At 71.5% G+C, this 24,179-nt stretch carries 20 protein-coding genes; 13 read left to right on the top strand and 7 right to left on the bottom strand.

Features of this window, described 5'->3' with window-relative positions; all coding sequences use genetic code 11:
- Positions 1-171: 171 nt before the first annotated feature.
- From AB0M88_RS45610 to AB0M88_RS45590, 5 genes are read right to left on the bottom strand one after another with little or no spacing between them, the layout of a single operon-like run.
- The gene (locus AB0M88_RS45610; RefSeq protein ID WP_364113174.1) at positions 172-699 is read right to left on the bottom strand and encodes a hypothetical protein; all 528 of its coding nucleotides are present in this window, start codon (positions 697-699) and stop codon (positions 172-174) included.
- Complete coding sequence (locus tag AB0M88_RS45605) at positions 696-1,040, bottom strand: PadR family transcriptional regulator (RefSeq protein ID WP_364113172.1); 345 nt, start codon at positions 1,038-1,040, stop codon at positions 696-698. Before AB0M88_RS45605 ends, AB0M88_RS45610 begins: the two co-directional genes overlap by 4 nt.
- A complete protein-coding gene (locus AB0M88_RS45600) occupies positions 1,030-1,764 on the bottom strand; it encodes a hypothetical protein (protein WP_364113170.1) in 735 nt (244 codons plus the stop codon). The genes AB0M88_RS45605 and AB0M88_RS45600 overlap by 11 nt, the downstream gene beginning before the upstream one ends.
- Positions 1,765-1,802: 38 nt before the next feature.
- The gene (locus tag AB0M88_RS45595; RefSeq protein ID WP_364113168.1) at positions 1,803-2,453 is read right to left on the bottom strand and encodes a response regulator transcription factor; all 651 of its coding nucleotides are present in this window, start codon (positions 2,451-2,453) and stop codon (positions 1,803-1,805) included.
- Positions 2,450-3,589, bottom strand: coding sequence for a sensor histidine kinase (locus tag AB0M88_RS45590; RefSeq protein WP_364113166.1), 1,140 nt, complete (start codon positions 3,587-3,589; stop codon positions 2,450-2,452). Before AB0M88_RS45590 ends, AB0M88_RS45595 begins: the two co-directional genes overlap by 4 nt.
- Positions 3,590-3,690: 101 nt before the next feature.
- Here AB0M88_RS45590 and AB0M88_RS45585 point away from each other — a divergent pair, with 101 nt between their 5' ends.
- From AB0M88_RS45585 to AB0M88_RS45575, 3 genes are all read left to right on the top strand, one after another.
- Positions 3,691-4,416, top strand: coding sequence for an ATP-binding cassette domain-containing protein (locus AB0M88_RS45585; protein WP_364113164.1), 726 nt, complete (start codon positions 3,691-3,693; stop codon positions 4,414-4,416).
- A 35-nt stretch (positions 4,417-4,451) separates the two neighbouring features.
- Positions 4,452-5,180 carry a hypothetical protein gene (locus AB0M88_RS45580; protein WP_364113162.1) on the top strand — a complete coding sequence of 243 codons (729 nt, stop codon included), beginning with the start codon at positions 4,452-4,454 and terminating at the stop codon, positions 5,178-5,180.
- A gap of 179 nt (positions 5,181-5,359) precedes the next feature.
- Positions 5,360-6,973, top strand: a complete 1,614-nt coding sequence (locus AB0M88_RS45575; protein ID WP_364113160.1) for a methyl-accepting chemotaxis protein — start codon at positions 5,360-5,362, stop codon at positions 6,971-6,973.
- A 117-nt stretch (positions 6,974-7,090) separates the two neighbouring features.
- On the opposite strand, the gene AB0M88_RS45570 is transcribed toward AB0M88_RS45575, so the two are convergent.
- Positions 7,091-9,031, bottom strand: a complete 1,941-nt coding sequence (locus AB0M88_RS45570) for a multicopper oxidase domain-containing protein (protein ID WP_364113158.1) — start codon at positions 9,029-9,031, stop codon at positions 7,091-7,093.
- A 205-nt stretch (positions 9,032-9,236) separates the two neighbouring features.
- Between AB0M88_RS45570 and AB0M88_RS45565 the strand changes: the two genes are divergently transcribed.
- The 7 genes from AB0M88_RS45565 to AB0M88_RS45535 are packed head-to-tail and all read left to right on the top strand — an operon-like array spanning position 9,237 to position 20,321.
- Positions 9,237-10,448, top strand: coding sequence for a hypothetical protein (locus AB0M88_RS45565; protein ID WP_364113156.1), 1,212 nt, complete (start codon positions 9,237-9,239; stop codon positions 10,446-10,448).
- A gap of 57 nt (positions 10,449-10,505) precedes the next feature.
- Positions 10,506-11,555, top strand: a complete 1,050-nt coding sequence (locus AB0M88_RS45560) for a hypothetical protein (RefSeq protein WP_364113154.1) — start codon at positions 10,506-10,508, stop codon at positions 11,553-11,555.
- A gap of 19 nt (positions 11,556-11,574) precedes the next feature.
- Positions 11,575-12,672 (top strand): CHAT domain-containing protein, encoded by a 1,098-nt coding sequence (locus tag AB0M88_RS45555; protein ID WP_364113152.1) that lies wholly within the window; start codon positions 11,575-11,577, stop codon positions 12,670-12,672.
- Between the two features lies 1 nt (position 12,673).
- Positions 12,674-14,116, top strand: coding sequence for a CHAT domain-containing protein (locus AB0M88_RS45550; protein WP_364113150.1), 1,443 nt, complete (start codon positions 12,674-12,676; stop codon positions 14,114-14,116).
- On the top strand, positions 14,109-17,699 hold the full coding sequence (locus tag AB0M88_RS45545) for an FHIPEP family type III secretion protein (RefSeq protein WP_364113148.1): 3,591 nt from the start codon (positions 14,109-14,111) through the stop codon (positions 17,697-17,699). Before AB0M88_RS45550 ends, AB0M88_RS45545 begins: the two co-directional genes overlap by 8 nt.
- A complete protein-coding gene (locus AB0M88_RS45540; protein ID WP_364113146.1) occupies positions 17,689-19,257 on the top strand; it encodes a hypothetical protein in 1,569 nt (522 codons plus the stop codon). Before AB0M88_RS45545 ends, AB0M88_RS45540 begins: the two co-directional genes overlap by 11 nt.
- Positions 19,254-20,321, top strand: a complete 1,068-nt coding sequence (locus AB0M88_RS45535) for a DUF2235 domain-containing protein (protein WP_364113144.1) — start codon at positions 19,254-19,256, stop codon at positions 20,319-20,321. Before AB0M88_RS45540 ends, AB0M88_RS45535 begins: the two co-directional genes overlap by 4 nt.
- Positions 20,322-20,343: 22 nt before the next feature.
- On the opposite strand, the gene AB0M88_RS45530 is transcribed toward AB0M88_RS45535, so the two are convergent.
- Complete coding sequence (locus tag AB0M88_RS45530; protein WP_364113142.1) at positions 20,344-20,892, bottom strand: hypothetical protein; 549 nt, start codon at positions 20,890-20,892, stop codon at positions 20,344-20,346.
- A 313-nt stretch (positions 20,893-21,205) separates the two neighbouring features.
- On the opposite strand from AB0M88_RS45530, the gene AB0M88_RS45525 reads away from it, so the two are divergent.
- The 3 genes from AB0M88_RS45525 (at position 21,206) to AB0M88_RS45515 (ending at position 24,127) form a co-directional block, all read left to right on the top strand.
- A complete protein-coding gene (locus tag AB0M88_RS45525) occupies positions 21,206-22,837 on the top strand; it encodes an ABC-F family ATP-binding cassette domain-containing protein (RefSeq protein WP_364113140.1) in 1,632 nt (543 codons plus the stop codon).
- Positions 22,838-22,964: 127 nt separating this feature from the next.
- Positions 22,965-23,780 (top strand): SAM-dependent methyltransferase, encoded by an 816-nt coding sequence (locus tag AB0M88_RS45520; RefSeq protein WP_364113138.1) that lies wholly within the window; start codon positions 22,965-22,967, stop codon positions 23,778-23,780.
- Between the two features lie 194 nt (positions 23,781-23,974).
- Positions 23,975-24,127, top strand: coding sequence for a hypothetical protein (locus AB0M88_RS45515; RefSeq protein ID WP_364113136.1), 153 nt, complete (start codon positions 23,975-23,977; stop codon positions 24,125-24,127).
- Positions 24,128-24,179 lie beyond the last annotated feature (52 nt).

The raw sequence follows: 24,179 nt of genomic DNA, 5'->3' as shown, positions 1-24,179 counted from the left end.
CGCGTTCACTTCCTGCGAGATTGGCATCGTCGAGGGACGGTAGGAGGGGTGGCCTGAAACCGTGCTGAATTGACAACTGTATCGGCTGCTACGCCACCCGGCTCCACCCAGGACGATGGGGTCGTTGCGCCCCTGCGGAATCAGCACATACGGCACGCTCCTTCGGCGGCTCTACGACCGCACGATCCTTGTCAGGCCGGCACCCAGCGTTCCGAGCAGTGCGCCGGCGATGCTGCCGTAGGCCCAGCCGCCGAGCAGTTCGTGCAGTTGGTAGGCGTGGAAGTCGGACTCGTGGCTCGCGGTGAACGCGGTGATCTGGAGTGGGTCGTGGCTGAGTCGATCGAAGCAGGTGATGACGATGACGGTGGCGGTGAGATTTGCTGAGGTGAAGGCGATCAGGCCGCTGAGGAAACCGTTGCGCAAGGCGCGCCTGACCTGGGCGGGGCCGGCGGTGGTGGACCGTCCGGTCAGTGCCAGCACGGTCAGGGCGGCCGCGCAGATCAGCCATGATCCGAGGTGGCCCAGGGGTGTCGCCCAGAGCCGGCCGAGGTTGCCGGCGATCGTCGCGGTGCTGAGCAGGGCGCCGGCGAGTAGCCCGTGAATCACGGCGGGCGGCGAGGTGCGTGACACCCGGCCGAGTTCGCGCCACCATTCGGCGAACAGCCCGCCGGCCAGGTCGGAACCGGCCGGGGTCGTCATGCCGGACCCGGCCGCAGCAATCGTTTGGCCCGTGCGGTGTCGATCAGGGCCTGTAGCCGGCGCAGTTGGGTGCCCGCCGCGCGCTGCCCCGCCTCGGTGATCTGGTAGTAGCGACGCCGGGTGTCCCCGGTTGGATCCTCGTGCGGCATCTCGCTGACCAGGCCGGCGTCATGCAGCGTACGCAGCGTCCGGTAGAGCGTGGTCGGACCCAGTTGCACGGTTCCGCCGGACTCCGTGGCGACGGTCTGCATGATCGCGTACCCGTGGCGGGGCCCGTCACCGAGCGCGAGCAGCACGTGCAGTGCGGCCGTGCTCAGCGCCGGCGTGTCGTCACCCGCCATGACGAACCGGCTGCACGAGGCTGCGATCGCGGATCACGCCGATCATGATCGACGACGCGATCAGGCCGAGCAAGGCGCCCTGGGCCATGCCGAGCAGCCACAGGTGGCCGCCGACGCCGGCCATCGTCTCCCGGGTGACATACGCCGGCAGGGCGACTCCGGGGTTACGCTGCTGCCACTCGGCGCGCATCAGGGGATCGTCCTCGACGGACGAGCGGAACAAGGCCAGCAGTACGGCGCCGCCCAGGGCGGCGCCCAAGCCGCTGCCGACACCCGACCACACCCCGGCCCGCAGCCCGGACCGCCATCGGCGAGTGCGGGCCGTGACCGCGCCCGCCGCCATGAGGGTGCCCACTCCGACGACGGCCCAGGTGATGTTGTCCAGTACGCCGCGTGCGCCGGCCGTCGACACCGTATGCGGGGTCAGGTTGTTGAAGGCGATCTCGGCGATCCACACGGCGCCGAGCCCGAGCCCGGAGCCCAGCCCCCAGGTCAGCACCATCCGCCGGTCCGGCGCGGCCGCCCGGCCGGTCAGCCACCACGTCACCGCGACGAGTGCGACCGTGGAGCCCGCCACTGCCGACGATTCCGCCCACACGGTCGGATCCCGCAGCGGCAGACGAACCGCGGCCAGCACAGCCGCAACCGCCGTCAGTCCGCCGGCCGTCACCAGCGCCGGCCGGGCCCAGGCCGGACGATCTATTGCCAGACCGACTATAGCCACGACGGTTATAGTAGGCAGCGTTCGCCGGCTTGGGAAGGTCAGGGCTGGGGCGCGAGGCCGGCCCGGTGCGCGATGATGACGAGTTGGACGCGGTCGCGGGCACCGAGTTTGGACAGTAGCCGGGCGACGTGCACCTTGGCCGTGCCGGGCGTGATGAACAGGCGCTTGCCGATCTCGGCGTTGGTGAGCCCCCCGGCGACCAGGCTGAGCACTTGCCGCTCGCGGTTGGTGAGCACGTCCAGCTCCGGTCTCGTCGGCGTGACGGTGCCGCTGGTGAATGCCGCGATGAGCCGGCGCGTGACTTTGGGGGCGAGCAGCGCGTCACCGGTTGCCACGACCCGGATGGCGGCGTGCAGGTCGAGCGGCGGCACGTCCTTGAGCAGGAACCCGCTTGCCCCGGCGCGTAGCGCTCCGTAGACATACTCGTCGAGATCGAAGGTGGTCAGTATCAGCACCCGCGTCGCGGACCCGGCCGCGGTGAGCCTTTCCGTGGCGGCGATGCCGTCGAGCTGCGGCATCCGGATGTCCATCAGCGCCACGTCGGGCCGCAGGCGCAGCACTTCATCGACAGCCTGGAGGCCGGTCGCCGCCTCGCCGACGACGGTGAGGTCCCCGGCGGTCTCCACGATGCCGCGCAGACCGGTGCGGACGAGCGGCTGATCGTCGGCGACGACGACCCGGATCGTCACGACGCCCCGACCACGGGTCGCCGCAGCGTCGCGCTGACCTTGAAACCGCCGTCGGGTAAGGGCCCGGCCAGCACGGTGCCGCCGTAGAGCGCGGCGCGCTCGCGCATCCCGGCCAGTCCGTGCCCCTCGTGCCGGACCTCGCCACCGCAGCCGCGGTCGACGACGGACAGGACGATGGCGTCCGGGCGGTGCTCGATCGTGACCCGGGCGTGGTCGGTGCCGGCGTGCTTGACGACGTTGGTCAGCGCTTCCTGCACGATCCGGTACGCCGACAATTCCAGACCCGGACCGAGCATTTCGGGCTTACCACTGACCGATACGTCGACCCGCACGCCGGCGTGCGCCGTGCGCTCGGCCAACCGCGGCAGGTCCGTCAGGCCCGGCGCCGGTTCATCCTCGGCGGGACCCCGGTCGCCCGCCCGGAGCACCCCGAGCAGCCGGCGGAGCTCGGCCAGCGACTGCCGGCCGGTCGTCTCGATTGCTGCGAGGGCGTCGGCCGCGTGCGCCGGCTCGGTATCGACAATGAGACGGCCGTACGCGGCCTGCACCGTGATGACGCTCATCCCGTGCGCGACGACGTCATGCAACTCGCGGGCGATGCGGGCCCGCTCCTGGACGGCACGCTCCTCGGCCTGCTTCGTCTCCTGGTGCAGCAATGCTTCGCCGTACAGCCGGTGCTGGCGCACGGCGACCCCCACCGTCCAGGCCACGGCCAGCACGAGCCCGAACGGCATCACGCCTCCCGCGTGCTCGAACGACGGCAACGCGCTGGCTACGGGCGCGGTCAGGGCCGCAGCGAGCGCCGCGGCGGCGACCGCGGGCCGCCGCCGCTCCGCCACTCGATAGAGCGCGTACGCCAGCGGGACCAACGCGGTCCAGGCGTACCCCGGCGAGATCGGCGACAGCCAGAACACCGCAACCGCACCGGCCGCGGCGACCAGCGGCCAACGACGAGCGGCGATCAGCGTCGCCGCGGCCAGCGCGGTCGCCGCGGCGGCGAGCGCCTGGTGGCTCTCCCGGGCACCGAGGACGCCGAACGCGAAGAGGCCGAAGGCCGCAGCACCAAGCCCGTCCAGCACCAGCCAATGCGCCGCGCGGAGCCGGTGCCGCAGTGGGGCTCGGGGTGCGGATGACATGCCGGAAACCCTACGGCCGGGCCGGACACACGGCATCTGCCTGCGGGCATATGCCTCTCGCCGGATGCCCCGGCCACCGCCGCGGCCGCACAGTCGAGGGCGTGATCGAAGTCAAACAGCTTACGAAGCGGTACGGCTCGAGGCGAGCCGTCGAGGACCTGACGTTCTCGGTGAGTCCGGGCAGCGTGACCGGATTCCTCGGCCCGAACGGCGCCGGCAAGTCCACCACCATCCGCGCACTGCTCGCCCTGACCACACCGACGTCGGGGCGGGCACTGGTCAACGGGCGACCGTACAAGACACTACGGGAGCCGCTACGCGAAGCGGGCGCGCTCGTCGACGCGGCGGGCCTGCACGGCGGGCGCACCGCATACCGCCACCTGCACTGGCTCGCCGCTACCAACGGCCTGGACCGGCGTCTGATCGACGAGGTCCTCGACCGGGCCGGGCTGACCAGCGTCGCGGGCCGGCGGGTACACAGCTTCTCACTGGGCATGCGCCAACGACTCGGCATCGCCGCCGCACTGCTCGGCGACCCGCCGACCCTCATACTCGACGAGCCGGTCAACGGCCTCGATCCGGAGGGCGTCCCCTGGATCCGGGCGCTGATGCGGGGCCTGGCCGACGAAGGACGCACGATCCTCGTATCCAGCCACCTCATCAGCGAACTGGCCCTGGTCGCCGACCGGCTGCTCGTCATCGGCGGCGGCCGGCTGCTCGCCGACGACACGGTCAAAGCGTTCAGCCGCGGCCACGCCACGCTCGAAGACGCCTACTTCGCCTGCACAGCCGGCGCCGTCGCCTATCACAGCGGCGGTACACGATGAGGGCCGTACGCGCAGAGTGGATCAAACTGTGGTCGGTGCGGCCGACATGGGTGGCGCTCGGCGTCGCCGTCGTGTTCACGGTCGGACTGGGCCTGGCCGACACCGTCAGCACCGTGCGCGGCTGGGAGAGCATGCCCGTCGCCGACCGGGCCGCCTTCGACCCGCTCGGCAGCGCGTTCGCCGGGCTGACCTTCGCACAACTCGCCCTCGGCGTGCTCGGCGTGCTGGCGGCAACCTCGGAATACAGCTCCGGCACCATCGTCGCGACACTGACCGCGCAGCCGCGTCGGGCTGCCGCGTTCGCCGGAAAGGCCGGCACCATCCTCGGCGTATCGCTGCTCATCGGGCAGGCGCTGGCCTTCGGCAGCTACCTGCTCGGTCAGGCGGTCCTGCACGGCCAGCACCTGGACGTCGGTCTTGGCGCGCCCGGCGTGCTGCGGTCGGTAACCGGTGCGGGACTCTACCTTTGCGTCGTCACGATGGTCGGCCTGGGGCTCGGCATGCTGCTGCGCCACCCGGCGGCCGCCACCGCGGCCCTGATCGCGGTGGTGTTCCTTGCCTACGGCGCGGCCAAGGCCGTGGAGGGCTGGTCCTACCTGCCGTCGCGGCTCCTGCTGTCCAACGCCGGCGACGTCGTGGCACAGGTACACGCGGTGGCCGCCAAGCCCAGGCTGCCGTCGCTGGGACTCGCATATCTGGACCTGGCGCTGTACCTCACCGCCGCACTCGCGCTGGGCGCCTGGCGCTCGACCAGGGACGTGTGACGGTTTCCCGGGAGAGCCGGCCGGCTCGCCGGAAACGACTCGAACCTCACCTACAGGAAGTAGGATTCGGCTTGGTTTAGAGCCCGCGGAAGCGGTATTTCCTGGCCCACTGATTGGCCGCATCTCCGGCGAGCGCCGGGCATGCTGAATCCGGAGATTCGCCGGCGAGGAGGGGCCGTATGCGTCGGTTCACGACGTGGCTGAGCGACTGGCCGGTCCGGTTCAAGGTGCTGGCCCCGGTCGTGTTGGCTGCAATAGGCATCGTTGCGGTGGCGTGGTCGGGGTTGAACGCTGTGAACGCGGCCGGCGCTCGCACGAACGTCATGTATCGGCATACCGCGCTTCCGCTCGGTGATTTGGCGACGCTGCGCGATATGGAGGGCGATTCGCGGGTCGCGGTCCGCGACCTTCTGCTGGCCGCCCCCGGGACGGACCAGAACGCCGTCATCAGCGACGCGCGCACGACCGACGCGGCAGTCGATCAGGCTTTGACCCAATTCATCTCCGACCATGGGCCTCTGAACGCGGCGAGTTCCCAGCTCGTACGGGAAGCCAAAGCCGGAATCGCACAGTGGCGCAGCGTCCGCGACGGCCGACTGATCCCGCTGGCGCAGCGCGGCGACATCTCTTCGGGAGCCGCGCTGCTCGCCGAAGGCGGTGCATTGGACAACGCCGATCTGCAATTCGGCGGCGCCCTTGATGCCCTGTCTGAGGCGGAGACCAATGAGGCGAAGGATGCGGCCTCCGCCAGCGCGTCGGCCCAGGCCGGTCAACGAAACCTGATGGGCGCCGTGTCGATCGTGGTGGTGCTGGCCGCCATCGCCATCGGCCTGCTCGTCGCCCGGGCCGTCGTCCGTCCACTCCTGGCCGTACACGCAGTCCTGGTCGCACTGGCCGACGGCGATCTCACCCGCGCTCCTCAAGTCGACTCCCGCGACGAGGTCGGACAGATGGCTGCGGCGTTGTCTTCGGCCAACACAGCTCTGCGCGGCACCGTCGGCACCATCGTCGAGTCGGCCCGTACCCTCAGCGCCGCGGCGGACAGCCTGGCCGGCAGCAATACCGAGGTGGTCCGCCGGGCGTCCGACTCCGCCGGCCAGGCCAGCGCGGTGGCGGGCGCCGGCCAAAGCGCCTCGGAAAGCATCTCGGCGGTGCGGGCCGGCGCGGCCGAAATGGGCACAGCCATCGGCGAGGTCGCTCGGCGGGCCGCCCTGGCCGCACAGGTGGCCAGCGGCGCCGTCGACATCGTCAAGACCACCACGGCGACAATGGAGGAACTGGGCCGCAGCTCGGCCGACATCGAACAGGTGCTTGCCGACATCACCTCCATCGCGGCGCAGACAAACCTGCTGGCGTTGAACGCGACGATCGAGTCGGCCCGGGCCGGCGAAGCAGGCAAAGGCTTCGCCGTCGTCGCCGGCGAGGTCAAAGAACTGGCCCAGCAGACCGCGTCAGCGACCGAAGACATCGCCCGGCGCATCGCCGCGATCCAGGCGACCAGCGGCGAGGCCACCACGGCGATCAGCCAGATCGGCGCCGTCATCACCGAGATCAACGACCATCAGGCCGCGATCGCGGCTGCCGTGGAGCAACAGACCGCGACGACCGGCGAGATGGGGCGCGGCGTCGCCGACGCCGCCGACGCCAGCGCGCGGATCGCCACCATCATCGCCGAGGTCGCCGCCGCAGCCCGCGCCACCGAGACGGAGGCGGCCGGCTCGCAGGACGCGGTCGCGACGGTTACGCGCCTCTCGGGCGAGCTGCGCGTGGCGGCGGAGCGATTCCGCCTCTGACGCCGCCCCGGCCTCCCTGCTCCGGTTGATCCGTACGAGAGACCCGCACGAGAGCGCGATGTCGATCCCCGCCCGGCACCGGGCTGCAAGCCAGGTCATCGCGTACGGCCAACCAGGTCATTTGTGTCCGGTCATCCCCGGCATCCCCGGCATGGCGGCCATCCCCGCCTGCATGGAGGCCATCTTCCGGTGGATGCTCAGTACGGCCGGTGGCATCACGATCAGCGGCCGCATCATGCCCTCGTCCTCGTGGTCGAGAATGTGGCAGTGGTACATATAGCGGCCGCTGCCCGACCGGTACTGCCCGGCCAGGGTGACGATCGAGTTCTGCGCGACCCCGATCGTGTCCTTGTTGCCAGCTTCCTCCGGCGCCACCGGCAGCGCCGCGCCCGGCTTGAGCGGCGTCTTCGTGCCGCCGACGCCCAGGTCGAAACCGCTGACGTCCAGGCCCTGCCGCCCGATCACCTGGAAGTCCATCAAGTGGATGTGCATCGGGTGGGTCACCACCAGGCCGGGCGGCGCGATGCTGATGAAGTGCCACTTCTCCCAGCCGCCGGCGGCGGCGAAGAAGGTGGTCGTGTCCTCGAAGGCGGTCGCCACCCGGCGCAGCGTGCGTACGCCGTCCGGCAGCGCGATCTGCACCACGCCCGCGCCGAGCTGGGTGTCGTTCGGCACCTCCTGCATCTCCCAGAGCTGCAGCATGCCGCCGGCGATTGACAGCACCACGAACCGCTCGACGGCGTTCTTGGGCACATCGGCGCTGGTCAGCCGCTTGAAGGAGGGTGCCAGGGTGGCGGGCAGCCGGAGCGCCCCGCCGGTGCGGCGGCCCACCCGGAACTCCATGATGTCGGGGAACGCGACACCGGCCGCGGCGACCGCTGTGCCGGCCGGCACCCCGGCAACCGTGTTGACCAGCTTGAGTTTCCGGCCGGGGAACGCCGCGAAGTCGATGACGATGTCGGCCCGCTCGGCCGGGTTCAGCGTCAGCGCCTCGTCGATCGTGACCGGCTTGCCGATCAGGCCGAGGTCGGTGCCGATGAGCTTCATGGCGCCCTTCACCGGCTGCCCGGTCGCCTGGTCGACCACGACCATCCGGTACGCCCGGGCGACCGAGGTGTTGACCATCCGGAACCGGTACGCCCGCGCCTCGACGTCCAGATAGGGCCAGACCACGCCGTTGACCAGGGTGTACGGCCCGAGGAAGGCGACCGCGGCCGGCAGCGCGTCGTCGGTGATCTGCGACAGGGGAGTCTGCACCACGCGCTTGGCCAGGATCTGCCCAGTGAGCCGGCCCTTGTCGTCGGTGTCGAAGTTGACGTCGGAGATGGCCAGCGGGATCTCGTACTTCCCGGACGGCAGGCCGAGCCGGTCCTCGTCCCGGTCACGCACGATGTAGTGGCCCATCAGGCCGGCGAGCACGTTCAGCGCGGTCACCGGCATGGCGTGGTCGTGATACCAGAGGTGCGTCGCGTCGACGTCGTTCGGATATTCGACCAGCTGCGTGTTGCCGGGCGTGACCGCCAGGTCGGGCCCGCCGTCGCCGGCCGCCTGCTGGTGGCCGCCGTGCAGGTGGGTCGAGGTCCAGGCGGTCAGGGCCTCGACCTCGGGACGGCTCTTGCCGCCCTCGGCGCCGGGCCGGTTGTACGCGTCCAGCAGCGATCCCCCCGCCGCGGCCGCGACCCACACGCCCTTGACCGGCGTCGTGCCGCTGAGCCCGTTATGCCAGGCGATCCGGGCCCGCTCCGCACGGCGTACTTCGATCGTCGGCCCCGGGTAGTGGCCGCCGTAGGTCCACATCGGCGTGGCCGGAAGCTGCGAGTGCAGCCGGATCCGGGCCGGCTTGGCGGTGATCTCGGTGAGCCCGTTCGACGAGGGGCGTACGACCGGCGGGATGCGCAGCGCGTCCCGGAACGGCGCCAGCGTTTCGGCCTCCGGCGTTGGCTGGGTGGCGGCGTCGCTGTCGTTCGGATTGAGTGCGGCCGTCACGCTGACGATGCCGATGCCGGCCACGGCGGCACCGGTCAGTCCCAGAAAGGCCCGCCTGCTTTGCGGTTCCATTGAAGTCTCTCCCTCACCTCGGTCGTCCTCACAGACGTGGGGTGGGGGAAGAGGTTCAATACTGAAGAACAACGTCGGCCTATGGGTGATGTCACGCGATCAGTCCGGCCCGACGCTGAACTTGACCTCACCGCAGCCGTACCGGCCGGATTCGAGGCCCGGTCCTTTCTCTGAGGTGTCGCCCGCCGGGATTACAGTCCCACTCATGGCCATCGATGACCTGCCTCTCCCGGTGGTGAATCTCCTCAACGTCCTCGGGGTGCCGTGGCCGTACGTCGACGAGGACGTCGTCTCCCAGTTCGCCGGCTTCACCCGCGACTTCGCTACCGCGGTCCGGACCACGCACGACGATGCCACCAGGGCGGTGGCCGGCATCGCCACGGCCGATCAGGGCTCCGCGACCGATGCGATGAGCACCGGCTGGGCGAAGATGTCCGCTCGGCACGTCGACGAGATCGTCGACGGATGCCACGTACTCGCCGGTGCGCCCTCCCAAGGCCCAGGCCATCTACGACGGGACATATCCAGGATGACGACGGGTTACGACCTCTTGATTGCCGGCGACATCTCCTTCGCGCGGCTGCGAGCGGCCCTTGCCCGGATCAACGAGGTCCCGGTCGACGCGGTCGATGTGGCGGAGGCGAACACCGAAGACCGTATGTGGCAGGCGGCGGTGCTATGTACCTGCGAACCCCGCACGGGTGACATCAGGTGGTCGCTCGACGTCTTTGTGAGCGATGCGGTCGCGGTGCGGCGCTCGGTGGCCGAAACGGCGGAGGAGTTGGCGTACGAGCTGCGCGTCCCGGTTCTTTACGACGCGGGCGGCGTGCGGCCGAGCGCGTACTGGCTTGCCGCTCCGGAGGGTCCGCGTACCCGGGCCAGGGTTTACGACGGCCCCGGGGACAATGACGACGGGTCATTGGTGATCGATGCGGTGGAACGGCCGGTGGCACTGTTGCCGCAGGTTCGGGTGGCGCTGCAGCCCGAGGTCATCAAGGACCATGCGGTGCCACACCCGATCGCGGACGCGTTCGACGATGTGCTGGGGAAGCGTGGTCTGATCCCGGAGACGGGCGACGATCTCTGGTCCGCCACCACGAAGCTGCGGGCGTGGGAGGCGCTTACCGTGCGGATGACGTCCGGTTGGCCGCCCGACGGCTGGTATCCGCGCGACTATTACCGCCAAGATCTGGAGGTACGGGATGACCTGTCGCGCGTGAAGGTGCCGGCCGAGGTCGCTGGGCCGTTCCAGCGTGCGCTCGAGGCCATCGACTCGGCCTTCCGTACGCACACTCGCGAATTTGCCTCCGAGGTGGATCGTGGCTGGTGGTGGGGGCGCGTGCCGGATCCCGAGCCGTGGCCGCACGACGCGGGGCAGTCGGGGATGGACCAGGAAGTGCCTCCGGACGGGCAGTGACTGTGATCTGACACACAGTTGGCCGGTCGAGGCGGATACTCCGTGGCTATGTTCGACGTGAGCGTTCTTCCGGCGGGGCAGGGTGACAGCATCCTGCTCGAGTACGGCGATCCGCTCGCGCCGCACCGGGTTCTCGTCGACGGCGGGCCGGCCCGCTGCTACGACCACCTCGCCGCGCGCCTGGCCGAGCTGCCCGCCGACCGCCGGCACCTCGAGCTGCTCGTCCTCACCCACGTCGACGGCGACCATATCGAGGGCGTTCTCAAGCTGGTCAACGATGCCGGGCTCGGCGTGCGGATCGACGAGGCGTGGTTCAACGGGTACGAGCAGCTGCCGCCGGACGACTACCTGGGTCCCGCCCAGGGTGAGATTCTCAGCGCGCTGCTGAAAGCCCGGGCGATCCCGCTGAACGCCGCCTTCGGCGGGGGCGCGGTCTGCCGCCGTCCGGGATCGGACCTGCCCCGGGTGCGGCTGCCGGGTGGGCTGGCGCTCACCGTGCTGGGCCCGGACCTCGCGACGCTGCGCGCTCTGCGCAGTGTGTGGGAGGTGGAGTGCCGCAGGGCCGGGATCGAGCCCGGGTCGCAGCGGGACGCGTTCGAGTTGCTCGCCGCCCGGGCGAAACTCCGGCCGTTGGACGCCTACCTCGACGGCTTCGACCCGGCCGCGCTCGCGGCCGCGCCGGAGGCCGACGAGGACGCCTCGATCACCAACGCGAGCAGCATCGTGCTGCTGGCCGAGTACGACGGCAGCGCCGTGCTGCTCGCCGGCGATGCCACGCCGCCCGGGCTCACCGGTGGGCTCGAACGGTTGCTGGCCGAACGCGATCGGGCCGTCCTCGACCTCAGCGCGGTCAAGCTGCCGCATCATGCGAGCCGGCGCAACGTCACCCGCGAGGTGCTCGGTCTGCTCCGGGCGCCGGCCTGGCTGGTGTCCTCGGACGGGAGCTACTTCGGGCACCCGGACCCGGAGGCGATCGCTCGGGTGGTCACCGCCCGGCCGGGCGGGCGCCTGCTGTTCAACTACCGCACCGAGAAGACCGGACTGTGGGCCGATCATGGGGCCACCTATCCGTCCGACATCGACCGGGGCATCGTGCTCCGGCTCTAGGGGAGGCCCGGAGGGCACCATGGCCGTTCAGCAGATCGACGTGCGGGTTACGCCGGCCGGTGTGGTGTCCGCGCGCCATTCCGACGGCGCGGTCGGGCCGGAGGCGCCGATCGGTTTCTCGGGGGTGGACGCCGACCTGATCCGCGTGTTCGAGCGCTGGCTGGCCGAGCGGGGGCGGGAGTGGCGGCGGACCGAACTGCGGGCCTTCGGCAGCCTGCTGCACCGCGTGCTCTTCCCACCGGACATGTGGCGGTGGATGGAGCAGATCATCGACAACCTGCCCCGCGGCGACCGGCTCCGCATCCAGCTCGCCTTTCCCACCGACGGCTTCGCGCACCTCGCGGCGATCCCCTGGGAATACCTGCACTCGCCCAACCGTCCCGGCCGGGAGGGGTTCTTTCTGGCCACCGAGCGCCGCTGCACGCTGTGCCGGCACATCCCGATGGAGCTCGGCAAGCGGGACATCGCGGGTGAGCCGCCGTTGAAGGTGCTGGTCCTGATCTCGCAGCCGGAGGAGCCCGGGCTTGCCGAGGTCATCGCGGATCCGGTCCTGGGCGAGCTGCGGCGTTCGGCCGAGGAGGGTCTCCCGGTCGAGCTGACCGTGCGCCACCAGCCGACCCGCGACATGCTCTTCGACCTGATGCCGGAGCTGCGACCGGACATCGTCCAGTTCATGGGTCACGGCCGCTACAACGAGGACGACGAGCAGGGCGAGATCGCGTTCGTGGACGAGACCGGCCGGGCGGACTGGGTCGGCGAGGCGGTGCTCGCCCAGCTGCTCGGTGACCCCGGCGACATGCCCCGGCTGGTCTACCTGCATTCCTGCGCCGGCGCGCAGGCCGACTACCAGGCGAGCTTCGCCGGGCTGGCGCCGCGCCTGATCCGCCGCGGCGTCCAGTGCGTGGTGGCCATGCAGTACGCGGTGACCAACCGCACCGCCATCGCGTTCAGCAAGGGCTTCTACCGCGCTCTGACCACCGGGCTGCCGCTCGACGAGGCGGTGCAGGCGGGCCGGTACAGCCTCGGTGTCCTCTACGAGAGGGATCCCCGGCTGATCGGCATTCCCGTGGTGTATCTCCACAGCCTCGGCGCGCTCCTGACAAGAAGGGAGGAATGACATGTCGGTCGAGGTCGAGTACGAGGTCGTCATCGGGGCGGAGAGGATTCACGCCACCCTGCGCGGTGGCGGTGAAGAGGCGGAGTTCGACGCGACCGTCAGCGATGACGAGCAGCGCAAGCTGCAACGGGACACGATCGAGGTCCTCCGCTCGTGGCTGGCCCGGTGGACGGCGTTCGCCCGGCAGACGGACTACGCGGATCTGGCCGTCCGGGATACCGCCACCGTGCTCGGCCGTCACCTGTACGCCCTCGTCTTCGTCGGTGAGCTGCGCACCGGACTGACCAAGGCCCGGGACGCCGCCCGCCGGACCCGCACCAGCCTCCGCCTGCAACTCAACTTCCAGGAGTCGGACGAGCTCGCGCAGCTGCCGTGGGAGATGTTGAACGTGGACGGTGACTTCCTCGCCAGCGAGCACCATCTCGTGCTCAGCAGGCGCCTGCCGGCCGGCCGCCGGAGGCTGGAGCCGCTGGAACCGCCCTTGACCGTGCATTTCCTGGTGACGTTGCCGAAGACGCCGGCCTACCAGAGTCAACGCGACGAGCTGATCGCCGCACTCGACAATCCGATGGAGTACACGTCGAGCATCTCCCATCAGGTTCTCGCCGAGTGGAGCGAGGACGCCGCGGTCAAGCTGCTCAGCACCCGGCCGTACCCGCAGATCGTGCACATCGTCGGCGTCTGCCGTCCGAACTCGAGGGATCCGCGGTCGATGGAGACCTTCCTCGACGATGGCGACGGCGAGGGCCCGAAGTGGCGCAGCGCCCAGACTCTGCTGAACATCTTCCGGGAGAACGAGGTGCTGCCCGAGGAGGACCAGGTTCGGCTGGTCGTCCTGCACCTGTGCGAGCCGTCTCCGCTGGAGTTCGAGGTCACCTTCGCCCGGCTGGCACCGGCCCTGATCCGTCGCGGCATCCCGGCCGTGCTCGCCATGCAGTACCCCCTGAGCGGCAAGGCGGGCGCCCGGTTCGTCAAGCGCCTGTACGGCTCACTGACCGAGGAATCGGACCGGGACGAGGTGCGGACCATCGAGGAGGCGGTGCAGCGCGCCCGATCGGACCTGTTCACCACCTACGACCAGGATCGGGTGTTCGGTTCGCCGGTGCTGTACATGCAAACCATGGACAGCCAGTTGCTGCGGCTGCGCACCGGCAGCCCGGCCGGCGCCGACGCGGGACCGGGCACCGCCTCGGCCGCCCCGCTGCCGCCCCGGTCGGTGCCGGACTGGCTGCGGCAACGTCTCCACCTCCTGAACAAGCCGGCCGATCTGACCGGCGAGGCCGAGCGGGTGATCGGCGCGGCGGACTGGCCGCCGCGCGTGGCCGACGCCGGCCGGCCGCTCGCCGACCTGGTCCGCAAGAACGCTTACCAGCCGGAGCTGGCTGAGGTGTTCCGCCTGCTGGCCGAGGCCGTGAAGGCTGAACGGGGCGAATCCGATGACTGACACCGGTGTGCGCGCCGGCTCCGATCTGGGCGATGCGGCGGACGCGTTCGAGCGGACCATCGGCGCGGCGGTGCTTTCCCGCCACTTGCGGCGGTCCGCGGACGGGCTGCTCGCCGAGCTGCACCGGGCGGACGGATACGCCGAGGCGATCGCCGGCGTCGAGGCGCTCCAGGGCGAGTTGGCGACATTCGTCGCGGCCGTTTCGGCCTTGGGCACCGAGCTGCGACAGATCCGGGACCGGCGGGCGCGAATCGAGCCGTTCGGCCGCGACTGGATGCTCACGGTGCGGGCGGAGATCGCCGGCGCCGGCGAGAAGGCGACGGCCCGGTGGGTCCGGAGCTACGCCGAGGCGTACGTGGCCGGCCGGTTCGACGTCTGCCGCTGGCTGTGCCGGGCCACCACGAAGATCACCGTGTCGCCGCCGGAACTGCCCGGCCGGGACCACGATCTGTCCCGCCGCCTGCTCCTGGGCGCCCGGGCCGCCGCCTCCGGAGACCTGGCCACCACCCTGCCCGTGCTGACCGCGCTCACCGAATCCGAACTCGGCCAGGCCCTGCCGCGGGATCTGTCGGCGTCACTGTGGTGCATGCGGGTGCGCGCGGTGGCCCGTGGAACCGGCGACCCGGCCCGCGGCCGAGATCTGGTGAGCGCGGTGCTCGAGTGGGCCGGACCCGAAAGGGCGGTCCTCGCGTCCCTGCACGCCGCCGCGGGGGAGTGCCTGCTGGCAACCGGCGATGTCGCCGGTGCCACCGCCGAAGCCGGCCGGGCCGTCCGGCTGGCGGCGACCTCGCCGGCCGGCAACGTCCTACGTGGAATGATCGCCGAGGAGGTCGGCGACCACGCCTCCGCCGACGAGGCGTACGAGGAGGCCGCGGACACGGCAGCCGGGCGCCCGCTGGGGGAGTTGTTCGCACCGGCGCCGCCCAATCTCCTTTGGCAGTGCGGTCGCCGGCTCCGCGAGCGCGAGCCGAAACGGGCCGCCTCGATGATCCGTGCCGCGCTGCGCGGCGGCATCCGCGGCGCCGGCCGGTATCCCGAGCGGAAGGCGTACGTGGACCTGGCGCGGGCGCTGGAACAACAGGGGAAGGACGACGCGGCGGCGAAGGCGTACTGGGAGGCCGGCCGCCGGTACGCCTGGGTCGCCGACGAGGTCAGCGCGGCGAAGTACCTCACCCGGGCCTGCGGTCTCGACCGCACCAGCTACCGGTACGCCTTCGAGATGGCCGAGGTCCTGCGGGCTCGCGCTGTTCACCAGAACGGCACGGTCGACCTGGACCTGCTCGACCAGGCGGCGCACCGCTGGCGGGAGGCGTACGAGCTCGGCGTCCCCGGCGCCAAGCTGCCGTGGGCGTACGTGACCATGGCTCTGACCGAGCATGAGCGAAGCGGTGACCTCTACCGCCCCCACGTCTCGTGGGAGGCGGTGGCCCTGCTGGAACGCGGCCTACTCTACGACCACCGCAACGTCCGCACCCGGGCACAGCTCTCCCTGGCCCATCGGCTGGTCGGCGCCCGGCTCACCGCCGCCGATCTCACCGAGGGCAGCGGCCGGCCGGGTCAGGACGACGAGCTGATGTTCGATCAGCGGCTGCTCGCCCTGATGGAGATCGAGCGGCCCGAGGAGGCGCTCGCCCTGGCCGAGGCGCACGGCTTGCGGGAGGACCAGCCGTGGCTGGTCATCCGCCGGGTGCAGTTGCTGCTCACGCTGGACCGGGCGGCCGAGGCGCTGGAACTGCTGGGCACGGAGAAGCCCGCCGACGATGCGCTGCACGCCCTCTACCTCGGGCTCTGTCACGAGCTGCTGGGCGACGAGGACGCGGCGCGGCAGGCGTACGAGGAACTGGCGGCGGGCGCCGGCTCGGCCGGTCCTGGCGGGCGACCCGATCTGTCGGCCTGGGGCTGCTATCTGCGGGGCCGGTACGACGAGGCGGCCCAGGCCTACGCGAGCCTGTTGGGTCCGGACGCCGACGATCCGTCACTGCGCTGCAAGTTCGGTCAGGTGCTGCTGGCGGCCGGGGACGTCGACTCCGGACGCGGGCACCTGACCGCCGGTATCGCGGCCACCACCAGCCTGTGGGCGCTCACCGAGCTGGGTCAGATCGACCTGCCCCGGCTCGCGTCGCGTTTGCCCGACGGGTCGGCGGCCGTGTTCGACGAGATCCGGGCCGCTCTGAAGGACCGCGCCGATGTCCTGCGCCGGCCGGGGAGCGTACGGAGCGAGCTCGACGACCTGCTCACCACCGATGCCGGCCGGGCGCAACGGTACGGCGTACGGTTCGCGCTGGCCCGGATCGACCTGGCCGGCGAGGCGTACGAGGCGGCGCTGGAACGGTACGCCGAGCTGGCGGCCGACGTTCCGGAGGCGGCCGAGGGCGTACGGGTGGCGGCCGAGCAGCTCCGCCGGTCGGCCGACCGGCTCGCCGACCGCGGTGATCCGGAGGCCTCGCTTGCCCTGCACCGGCGGCTGCTCGAACTGCTGTCGGGGCTGTCGCGGCCGCCGGTCGAGATCGCCGCGGCCGCCCACCTCAGGGCGGCACTCCTCGAGCTGGAGGCCGGCCGCGAGGCCGAATTCGCGGCGCACGTGGCCGACGCGTTCCGGTCCGACAGCCGGGTGGAAGAGGCGCCGGCCGTCCGGGCCGTGCTGGCCGCTGTCCTCGGCCGCCCGGACCGCCACTGGGCGGTCGTCGACGCGGCCCGCCGCGCCGGGCCGCCGGCCGGCCGGCTGCTGGCCGCGCTGGACCCGGCGAAGCTGCTGCGCACCGGCCGCGAGGAGGTCGGCGTGGCCTCGCTCTTCCCGTTGGCCACCCCGCTGGCGCTGCGGGTCGGGCCGGAGCTGCCGATCTCGCGCCAGCTGGTGGACGCGGTGTGCCGCCGCATCGAGCGGGATACCGGCGTCCCGATACCCGGCATCGCGCTGCCTTCGCTACCGGACGGCGCCGAGCCCGGCCGGTGGGCGGTCGAGCTCTACGAGGTCGAGGTCGCCCGGGGCACGGCCGCCGACGAGGATGCGGCCCTCCGCCACCTGGAGGCGGTGGTCCGGGCCAACCTCGCCCGGCTGTTCTCGATCGACGACCTGGGGACGTGGCTGGCGTCCGTCCAGGGCGGCGACAGCTGCGGCGTCGAGCGGATGAGCCTCGCCGATCGGCTGGAACTGGTGCGGTTGCTGCGCTTGCTGCTGCGCGAGCAGGTATCCATCGTGGACGGTACGGCCATCCTCGAGGTGGTGGACGACGCGCCGCTCGAGTGGTCGGCGCTGGACCTGCTGCCCGCGGTTCGCGCCCGGCTGCGGCCGCGGCTGATGCCGGACGAGGCTCGCCGGATGCCGCCGGTCCGGCTGCCGGAGGAGCTCGAGGCGGCGTTCGCGGCCGGCTGGTCGGCCGCCCACCCGGACCGGTGGCAGCTACCCCGGGCGCAGGCGACGAAGCTGGCCGAGCGGGTCGCCGACTGGCTCGGCGGAGAACGGCCCGCGGGCGCCGTCGTGGTTCGCGAACCGGAACTGCGGCCCTATCTGTGGCGGCTGATCGCCGGGCTGGTGCCCGGCCCGGTCTGGGTGCTGGCCGAGGAGGAACTCGATGACCAATGACCGTCCCGGACGCCGGCTGCTCGACGTCGTACGCCAAGCATTGCCGGATGCCGCCCGGCCCACGTTGAGCGTCGCCATCGAGCTCCCGGCCGGCCTGAGTATGGGGAGGCGTACCCAGCCGGGCACCTGGTTGCGGCGTACCGTCTCCTGGCTCGACAACCCGGTCGCCACGGCGGTCGCGGCCGTCGTCGCCGAGTACTGCGCCGCACTCGGCGTGCCGGCCCGGCCGCAGGTGTCGGTAACCCACACGGCCGAGCCGGGCACCGTGCCGCGGCTGATCCTGGCCGGGCGGCGGGCCCGGGTGCTCGCCGCCGAACTGGAGTCGGAGACGTCCTGCCGCGGCGTCCGGCTGGGCGAGCAGGTGCTCGATGCGCCGACCGTGGCGGCGGTCGCCGCGGCCGCCACCCGCGTGGCCCTCGAACACGACCCGTCCATGCTGGTCGGCCGGTCCCAGCGGGACGCTCTGGTGACCCGCGCCCGAGCGGCCGGCGTGCAACATCCCGATCAGGACGCCGTGCTCGGCGCCGTGCTGGAACTCGTCGTGGCCCGCGGCGTGGCGGTCGGAGACCTCAGCGCGTTGCCCGCCACGCTGGACAAGCAGGCCGGCCTGCTCGACCGAGCCGGGGAATTGGCCGAGGTGGTGCTCGACGTGCTGCAGCCGGCATCGCTGGAAATCCGGTTGAACGAGGCCACCCTGCGCGCGGCGACCATGTCCGCGACCGACCGCGACGGCTTCGTCGAGCTGCGCGAAGCGCTGTTCCACGAACTGGGCGTCGCGCTGCCGGACATCCGGATCGCGGTCGACGACGGCGTACCGGACGGGGCGGCGGCCGTCGGGATCAACGCGGTGCGGGGCGGCCCGCGCGTGCTCGGCGGCGGCACCGGTACGGAACCGCTGGTCGCCCTGCTCGAGGAGCGGGTCCGCCGGCATCCGTCCTGGCTCGTCGCGCTCGCCGAGGTCCACCGGAACGTGGACAGCCTGCGGCTCGCGCTGCCCGACCTGGTGGCCACGGTGCTGGACCGGTACGAGATGGCGCAGTTGTCGCTGTTCGCCCGGACCTTCGTCGACGAACGGGTGCCCGTGCGCAACGCCGCCCGCCTGCTGGCGTTCCTGGCCGACACCCCGGGGCCGAGCACGGCGACGGACACCGTCGGGCTGGCCGAGCCGAGTCGGCGCAGCGACCAGCAGGTGCCCGGCATCGGACCGCGCGGCCTGGTGGCGTACGTCCGGCAGCAGATCAACGAAGACACCCGGCGCAAGCACCCCGGGTTGACGACGGTGCCGCATCCGCGGCTGCCGGCCGATCTCGACGAGACCGCGACCACCACCGAGATCGGCCCCGCCGGCCTGCCGGCGGACGCGTCGGCGGCGACCCGCGAGCGTCTCGTCGAGCTGGCCGAGCAGGCGCTGCGCTCGCCCGGCGGCCCGGCGCTGATCGCCGCCACCCAGCGCTCGCGCAGCGTCGCCAGCCGGCTGCTGACCTGGCAGTACCCGGAGATCACGGTGTTCGCGGCGGAGGAGTTCCCACCCTCGGACAGGCTGGAGGCGGCCCGATGAAGAACATCGTCATCTGTCTCGACGGCACCGGCAACGAGGTCAAGGCGCGGGGCGCCACGAACGTACTCAAGATCGTCGAGCTGCTCGCGCCGATCGATCCGGCGCGGCAGACCGTCTACTACGACCCCGGGGTGGGCACGTTCGCCGCGCCGAGCGCGTGGAGCCTCGCCGCCCGGCGGCTGTCGGTGCTCGGCGGGCTGGCGCTCGGCCACGGCATCCGGCAGAACCTCGGCGAGGCGTACGGCTACCTCATGCGAACCTGGCAGCCGGGGGACCAGGTGTTCGTGTTCGGCTTCAGCCGCGGCGCCTATACCGCGCGCGCACTGTGCGGGATGCTCTACCGGGTCGGCCTGCTCCGGCCGGGCAGCGACAACCTCATCCCGTACGCCGTGCGCGTCTACGCCCGCCAGCCCGGCAAGGACTCCGACCTGCGCCGCACCGAGGGCTGGCGGCGGATGGACCGGTTCGCCGGGGCGCTGTCGATCCGGCCGGACGGGCGCTCGCTGGCCTTCCCGATCCGCTATCTCGGGTTGTTCGACACGGTCAAGGCCACCCACGTCATCGGGCGCGACATCCACTGGCCGTACACGACCAAGCTGCCCAACGTGCGGACGATCAGGCACGCCGTGTCCATCGACGAGAAGCGCCGGCCGTACCGGGAAAGCCTGATCCCCCGAGGGGATGAAACGTGGTTCGCCGGCGTCCATTCCGACATCGGCGGCGGTTTCGACGACGGCCCCGAGCTCGGCCGGATCACCATGCGCTGGGTGATGGACGGCGCCGTCGCCGAGGGACTGCTCGTCGATCCGGCGCTCTACGAGAAGCGGTACCGCCTCACCGAGGCCGACGCCGCCGGACCCGTCCACCGGATGGGATGGAAATGGGCGTTCGCTTTGCAACGCCGCCGTCCGATCCCGCCCGGCGCGCGGATCCACGGCAGTGTCCGCGAAAGACTCCGAACCCAGCCCGGGTATGCCGCGAAACTGCCCCCGGATCCGGTCTGGAACGACGAAGCGTGGCCGGCCGCGCGGGTGAGCTCCACCGATTCCCGGCACCCGGCCTGACGCGCGGCCCCGTGCCGGTGGATCAGGCGAGCGACCGTGCCCGCCGCAGGCCGACCGCCAACAGCACCGCCTGGATCACGAAGAACGCGCCGCCGGCCGTGGCGTATGCGATCAGTGCGGTCAGCGTCGGATGGTCGGCCGCCGCGGAGACCAGGTAGTTCGCCCCCGCGATCACCGACAGCCCGCCGGCGATCCGCATCGGCCACTGCCGGCCCAGCTCGGCGCGGCGCCGGAGCGCCACCGTCACCTGGGCGGCCCCGGAGAGGATCGCCCAGCCGCCGAAGGCGACCAGCACCGCGGCGTCGCCGTGTGGGCCGGCCACCCCGAGGGCGATCGCGGCGAGTGCGCTCAGCACGGTGTTGATCAGTTGGAAGGTGCGGGCCGGGGTGCCGCGGCCCGCCCGCGCGTCGATGGCCGACGCCACCACGTCGATCAGCGGATAGGCGACCAGCAGCAGGGTGGTGGCGGTCGTCGCGGGCTGGTGGCCGGCCGCGAAGACCAGGGCCCAGGCGAGCGCGACCAGCCCGCGGAGCAGGTAGAGACGGATCTGGAACATGGCGTTCGTATTCACGCCACCACTGTCGCCGCCGCTCCCGCCGAGTGCCCCAGGGCAAAACCCTGGTCGGTGCCCGGGTCGGCGTCGCGGCCGGTTCGATGGCCGGGCGCGGCACATGGACCGGCCGGCCGCCACCGGTCGGCTATTCTGGCTCGAGTTGCCGAGCTGGGAGCAGATGTGGCAGGGGACGACGACATCTCCGGGTGAAGACCCTGGAGCGGCCACCGGTGCAAGCGCGTGATTCGCGCTGCCGCGTGGCCCCTGTCGTCATGTCCTGTTCACGCCGGTCGCCCGTGCGCGCCCGGATCTTCTTTCTTCGAGGTCTTCCATGCCCGACAGCTATGTTGTTACGTCCGGTCTGTCGTTTTCGTGGCCTGACGACACCCCGGTGTTCGAGGACCTGTCCCTCTCCGTTCCCGGGGGCCGTACCGGCCTGGTCGCCGCCAACGGCACCGGCAAATCCACCCTGCTGAAGCTCGTCGCGGGGGAACTGCGTCCCACCGGTGGCAGCGTCACCGTCGAGGGCGTCCTGGGATATCTGCCGCAGCACCTGCCGTTCGCCCAGCAGCAGACGGTCGCCCAGGTGCTCGAGGTCGACCGGGTCATCGAGGCGTTGCACGCCATCGAGGCCGGCGAGGGCGACGAGGGCGACTTCGCCGCCGTCGGCAACGACTGGGACATCGAGGAGCGTACGCGCGCCGAGCTCGACCGTCTCGGCCTGGGCGAGCTCGCCCTCGACCGCCGGCTCGGCACGCTCAGCGGCGGCCAGGTGGTGTCGCTCGGGCTCGCCGCCCAGTTGCTCAAGCGACCGGACGTGCTCCTGCTGGACGAACCGACCAACAACCTCGACCGACCGGCGCGCGAGCGCCTGATCGGGGTGGTGCGTTCCTGGACCGGTTGCCTGCTTGTGGTCAGCCACGACCGTGCCCTGCTGGACGAGATGGACCGGATCGCCGCCGTGGACCACGGCGAGATCCGCTGGTACGGCGGCACCTACACCGAGTACGAAGCCGCGGTGCGGGCCGAACGGGAGGTCGCCGAGCGGCAGGTGCGCCAGGCCGGGCAGGACGTGAAACGGCAGAAGCGGGAGCTCCAGCAGGCGCGCGAGCGGGCCGCCCGCCGCGCCTCCACGGCCTCGCGCAACCTGGCCGACGCGGGCCTGGCCCGGATCGTCGCCGGCAACCTCAAGCGCGACGCCCAGGTGTCGGCGGCCAGATCCGACGAGGTGCACGCCTCCCGGGTCGGCAGCGCCCAGGCCCGGCTGGACGAGGCGAGCAAGGCCGCCCGGCAGGACGATCACATCATGCTCGAACTGCCCGGCACCAAGGTGCCCGGCGGGCGTACGGTCTTCCACGGCGAGGGCCTGCGGGCCGCGTACGACGGCCGGCCGCTCTTCGCGGGCGAAGGCCTCGCCCTGGACATCCGTGGCCCGGAGCGGATCGCCCTCGTCGGGGCCAACGGGGCGGGCAAGTCGACGCTGCTCCGCCTGGTCGGCGGCTACCAGCAGCCCGATTCGGGCACCGCGACGCGGGCCGAGGGCCGGGTCGCGTACCTGTCACAACGCCTCGATCTGCTCGACCCGGGCGCCACGGTCGCCGGCAACTTCGCCGCCTTCGCACCGGCGCTGCCCGAGGCGGAGCGGATGAACGTGCTGGCCCGCTTCCTGTTCCGGGGCGCGCGAGCGCACCTGCCGGTCGGCGTGCTCTCCGGTGGTGAGCTGCTGCGGGCCACGCTGGCCTGCATCCTGTTCGCCGAGCCGGCGCCTCAGCTGCTGCTGCTCGACGAGCCCACCAACAACCTCGACCTGGTCAGCGTCGGGCAGTTGGAGACCGCGCTGACGGCCTATCAAGGAGCCTTCATGGTGGTCAGCCACGACGACCGGTTCCTCACCGAGATCAAGGTGAACCGGTGGCTGCGGCTGGCCGGCGGCCGGCTCACCGAGACCGGGGCGCCGCGATGACGAACGCGCCCGTCGCCCGTCGCCCGGGGACACGGTCCGGGTACGCCCCGCGGCGTCCCCTTCGGATCCTCCAATCAGGAGATACAGTGCACGGATCCGATCGTTCGTCGCCGAGTGGGGGATTGCCGTGACGGAACGTGAAGCTGCTCCGGCGGTTGTCGATACGCACGTGGCTCACTCCGCCCGCCGCTACAACTATTGGCTGGGCGGCAAGGACAACTTCCAGGCCGACCGGGACAGCGCCGACGAGATCGAGGCCAGCTTCCCCGGCGTACGCCAGGCGGTGCGGGCCAACCGCGAGGTGCTCGGCCGCATGACCCGCTATCTGGCGAGGGACGCCGGCGTCCGGCAGTTCCTCGACATCGGCACCGGCCTGCCCACGGCCGACAACACCCACGAAGTCGCCCAACGTGTGAACCCGGCGGCCCGGGTGCTCTACGTCGACAACGACCCGCTGGTCATGACCCACGCCCGGGCGCTGCTGACCAGCACCCCGGAGGGCATGACCAACTACATCGAGGCCGACCTGCGCCGGCCGCAGGACATCCTGTCGAGCCCCGAACTGCTGGACACGCTCGACCTGTCGCAGCCCGTGGCCCTGATGCTCATCGCGATCCTGCATTTTCTTCCCGACCGCGAGCAGGAGCGCGCCGTCGTGGGGCGGCTGATGGACGCGCTGCCCTCCGGCAGTTACCTGGCCGCCACCCACGCCACCTTCGACTTCATGTCCGAGCGCGGCAAGGCCGTCGCGACCGAGATGCTCACGACCGGCCGTGCCGACACCTGGCCGAGCACCCGGGACGAGTTCGCGCGGTTGTTCGACGGCCTCGATCTGGTCGAGCCCGGCATCGCGCTGTTGACCGAGTGGCGCCCGGACGAGCGGACGAGCGAATACGATCCCGCGCGGGTGAACATGTGGGCCGCGGTCGCCCGTAAGCCCTGATACGCGTCCCTGCCTCCACCGCGTTGTCCACTTAGGAGTATGAGACACGTCACTTGCCATTGATGGATGCCGCTGCGTTGCGCTCCTCTTTAGCGGTGTCGAGGGCGAGTGAAGGGAACCCTCAACCGGATCGTCCGGCACGTCGTGCAACTGCCGGCTCTCGAGCCGCAACAGGCAATCGAAAGGACAGTCTCATGGAAATGAACGCCAGTGACCTGATGTCCGGCCTCACCGTGTTCGCAACGGCCGAGGAGCTCGTGACGGCGGAGCAGGTGGAGGCCACCTCGCCGACCACCACCGTGCTCACCATCACCAACACCTGGGTTGCGGACAGCGACGAGGCGTGACGCGATGGCGCGCCGGCGGCGTCCGCCGTCCCGGGCGCCGGGCCCCTAGGGG

The sequence above is a fragment of the Actinoplanes sp. NPDC051411 genome (assembly GCF_040682075.1).
Taxonomy (GTDB): domain Bacteria; phylum Actinomycetota; class Actinomycetes; order Mycobacteriales; family Micromonosporaceae; genus Actinoplanes.
Note: the sequence above shows the minus strand (reverse complement) of the source record. Positions and strands in the feature narration are given on the sequence as shown.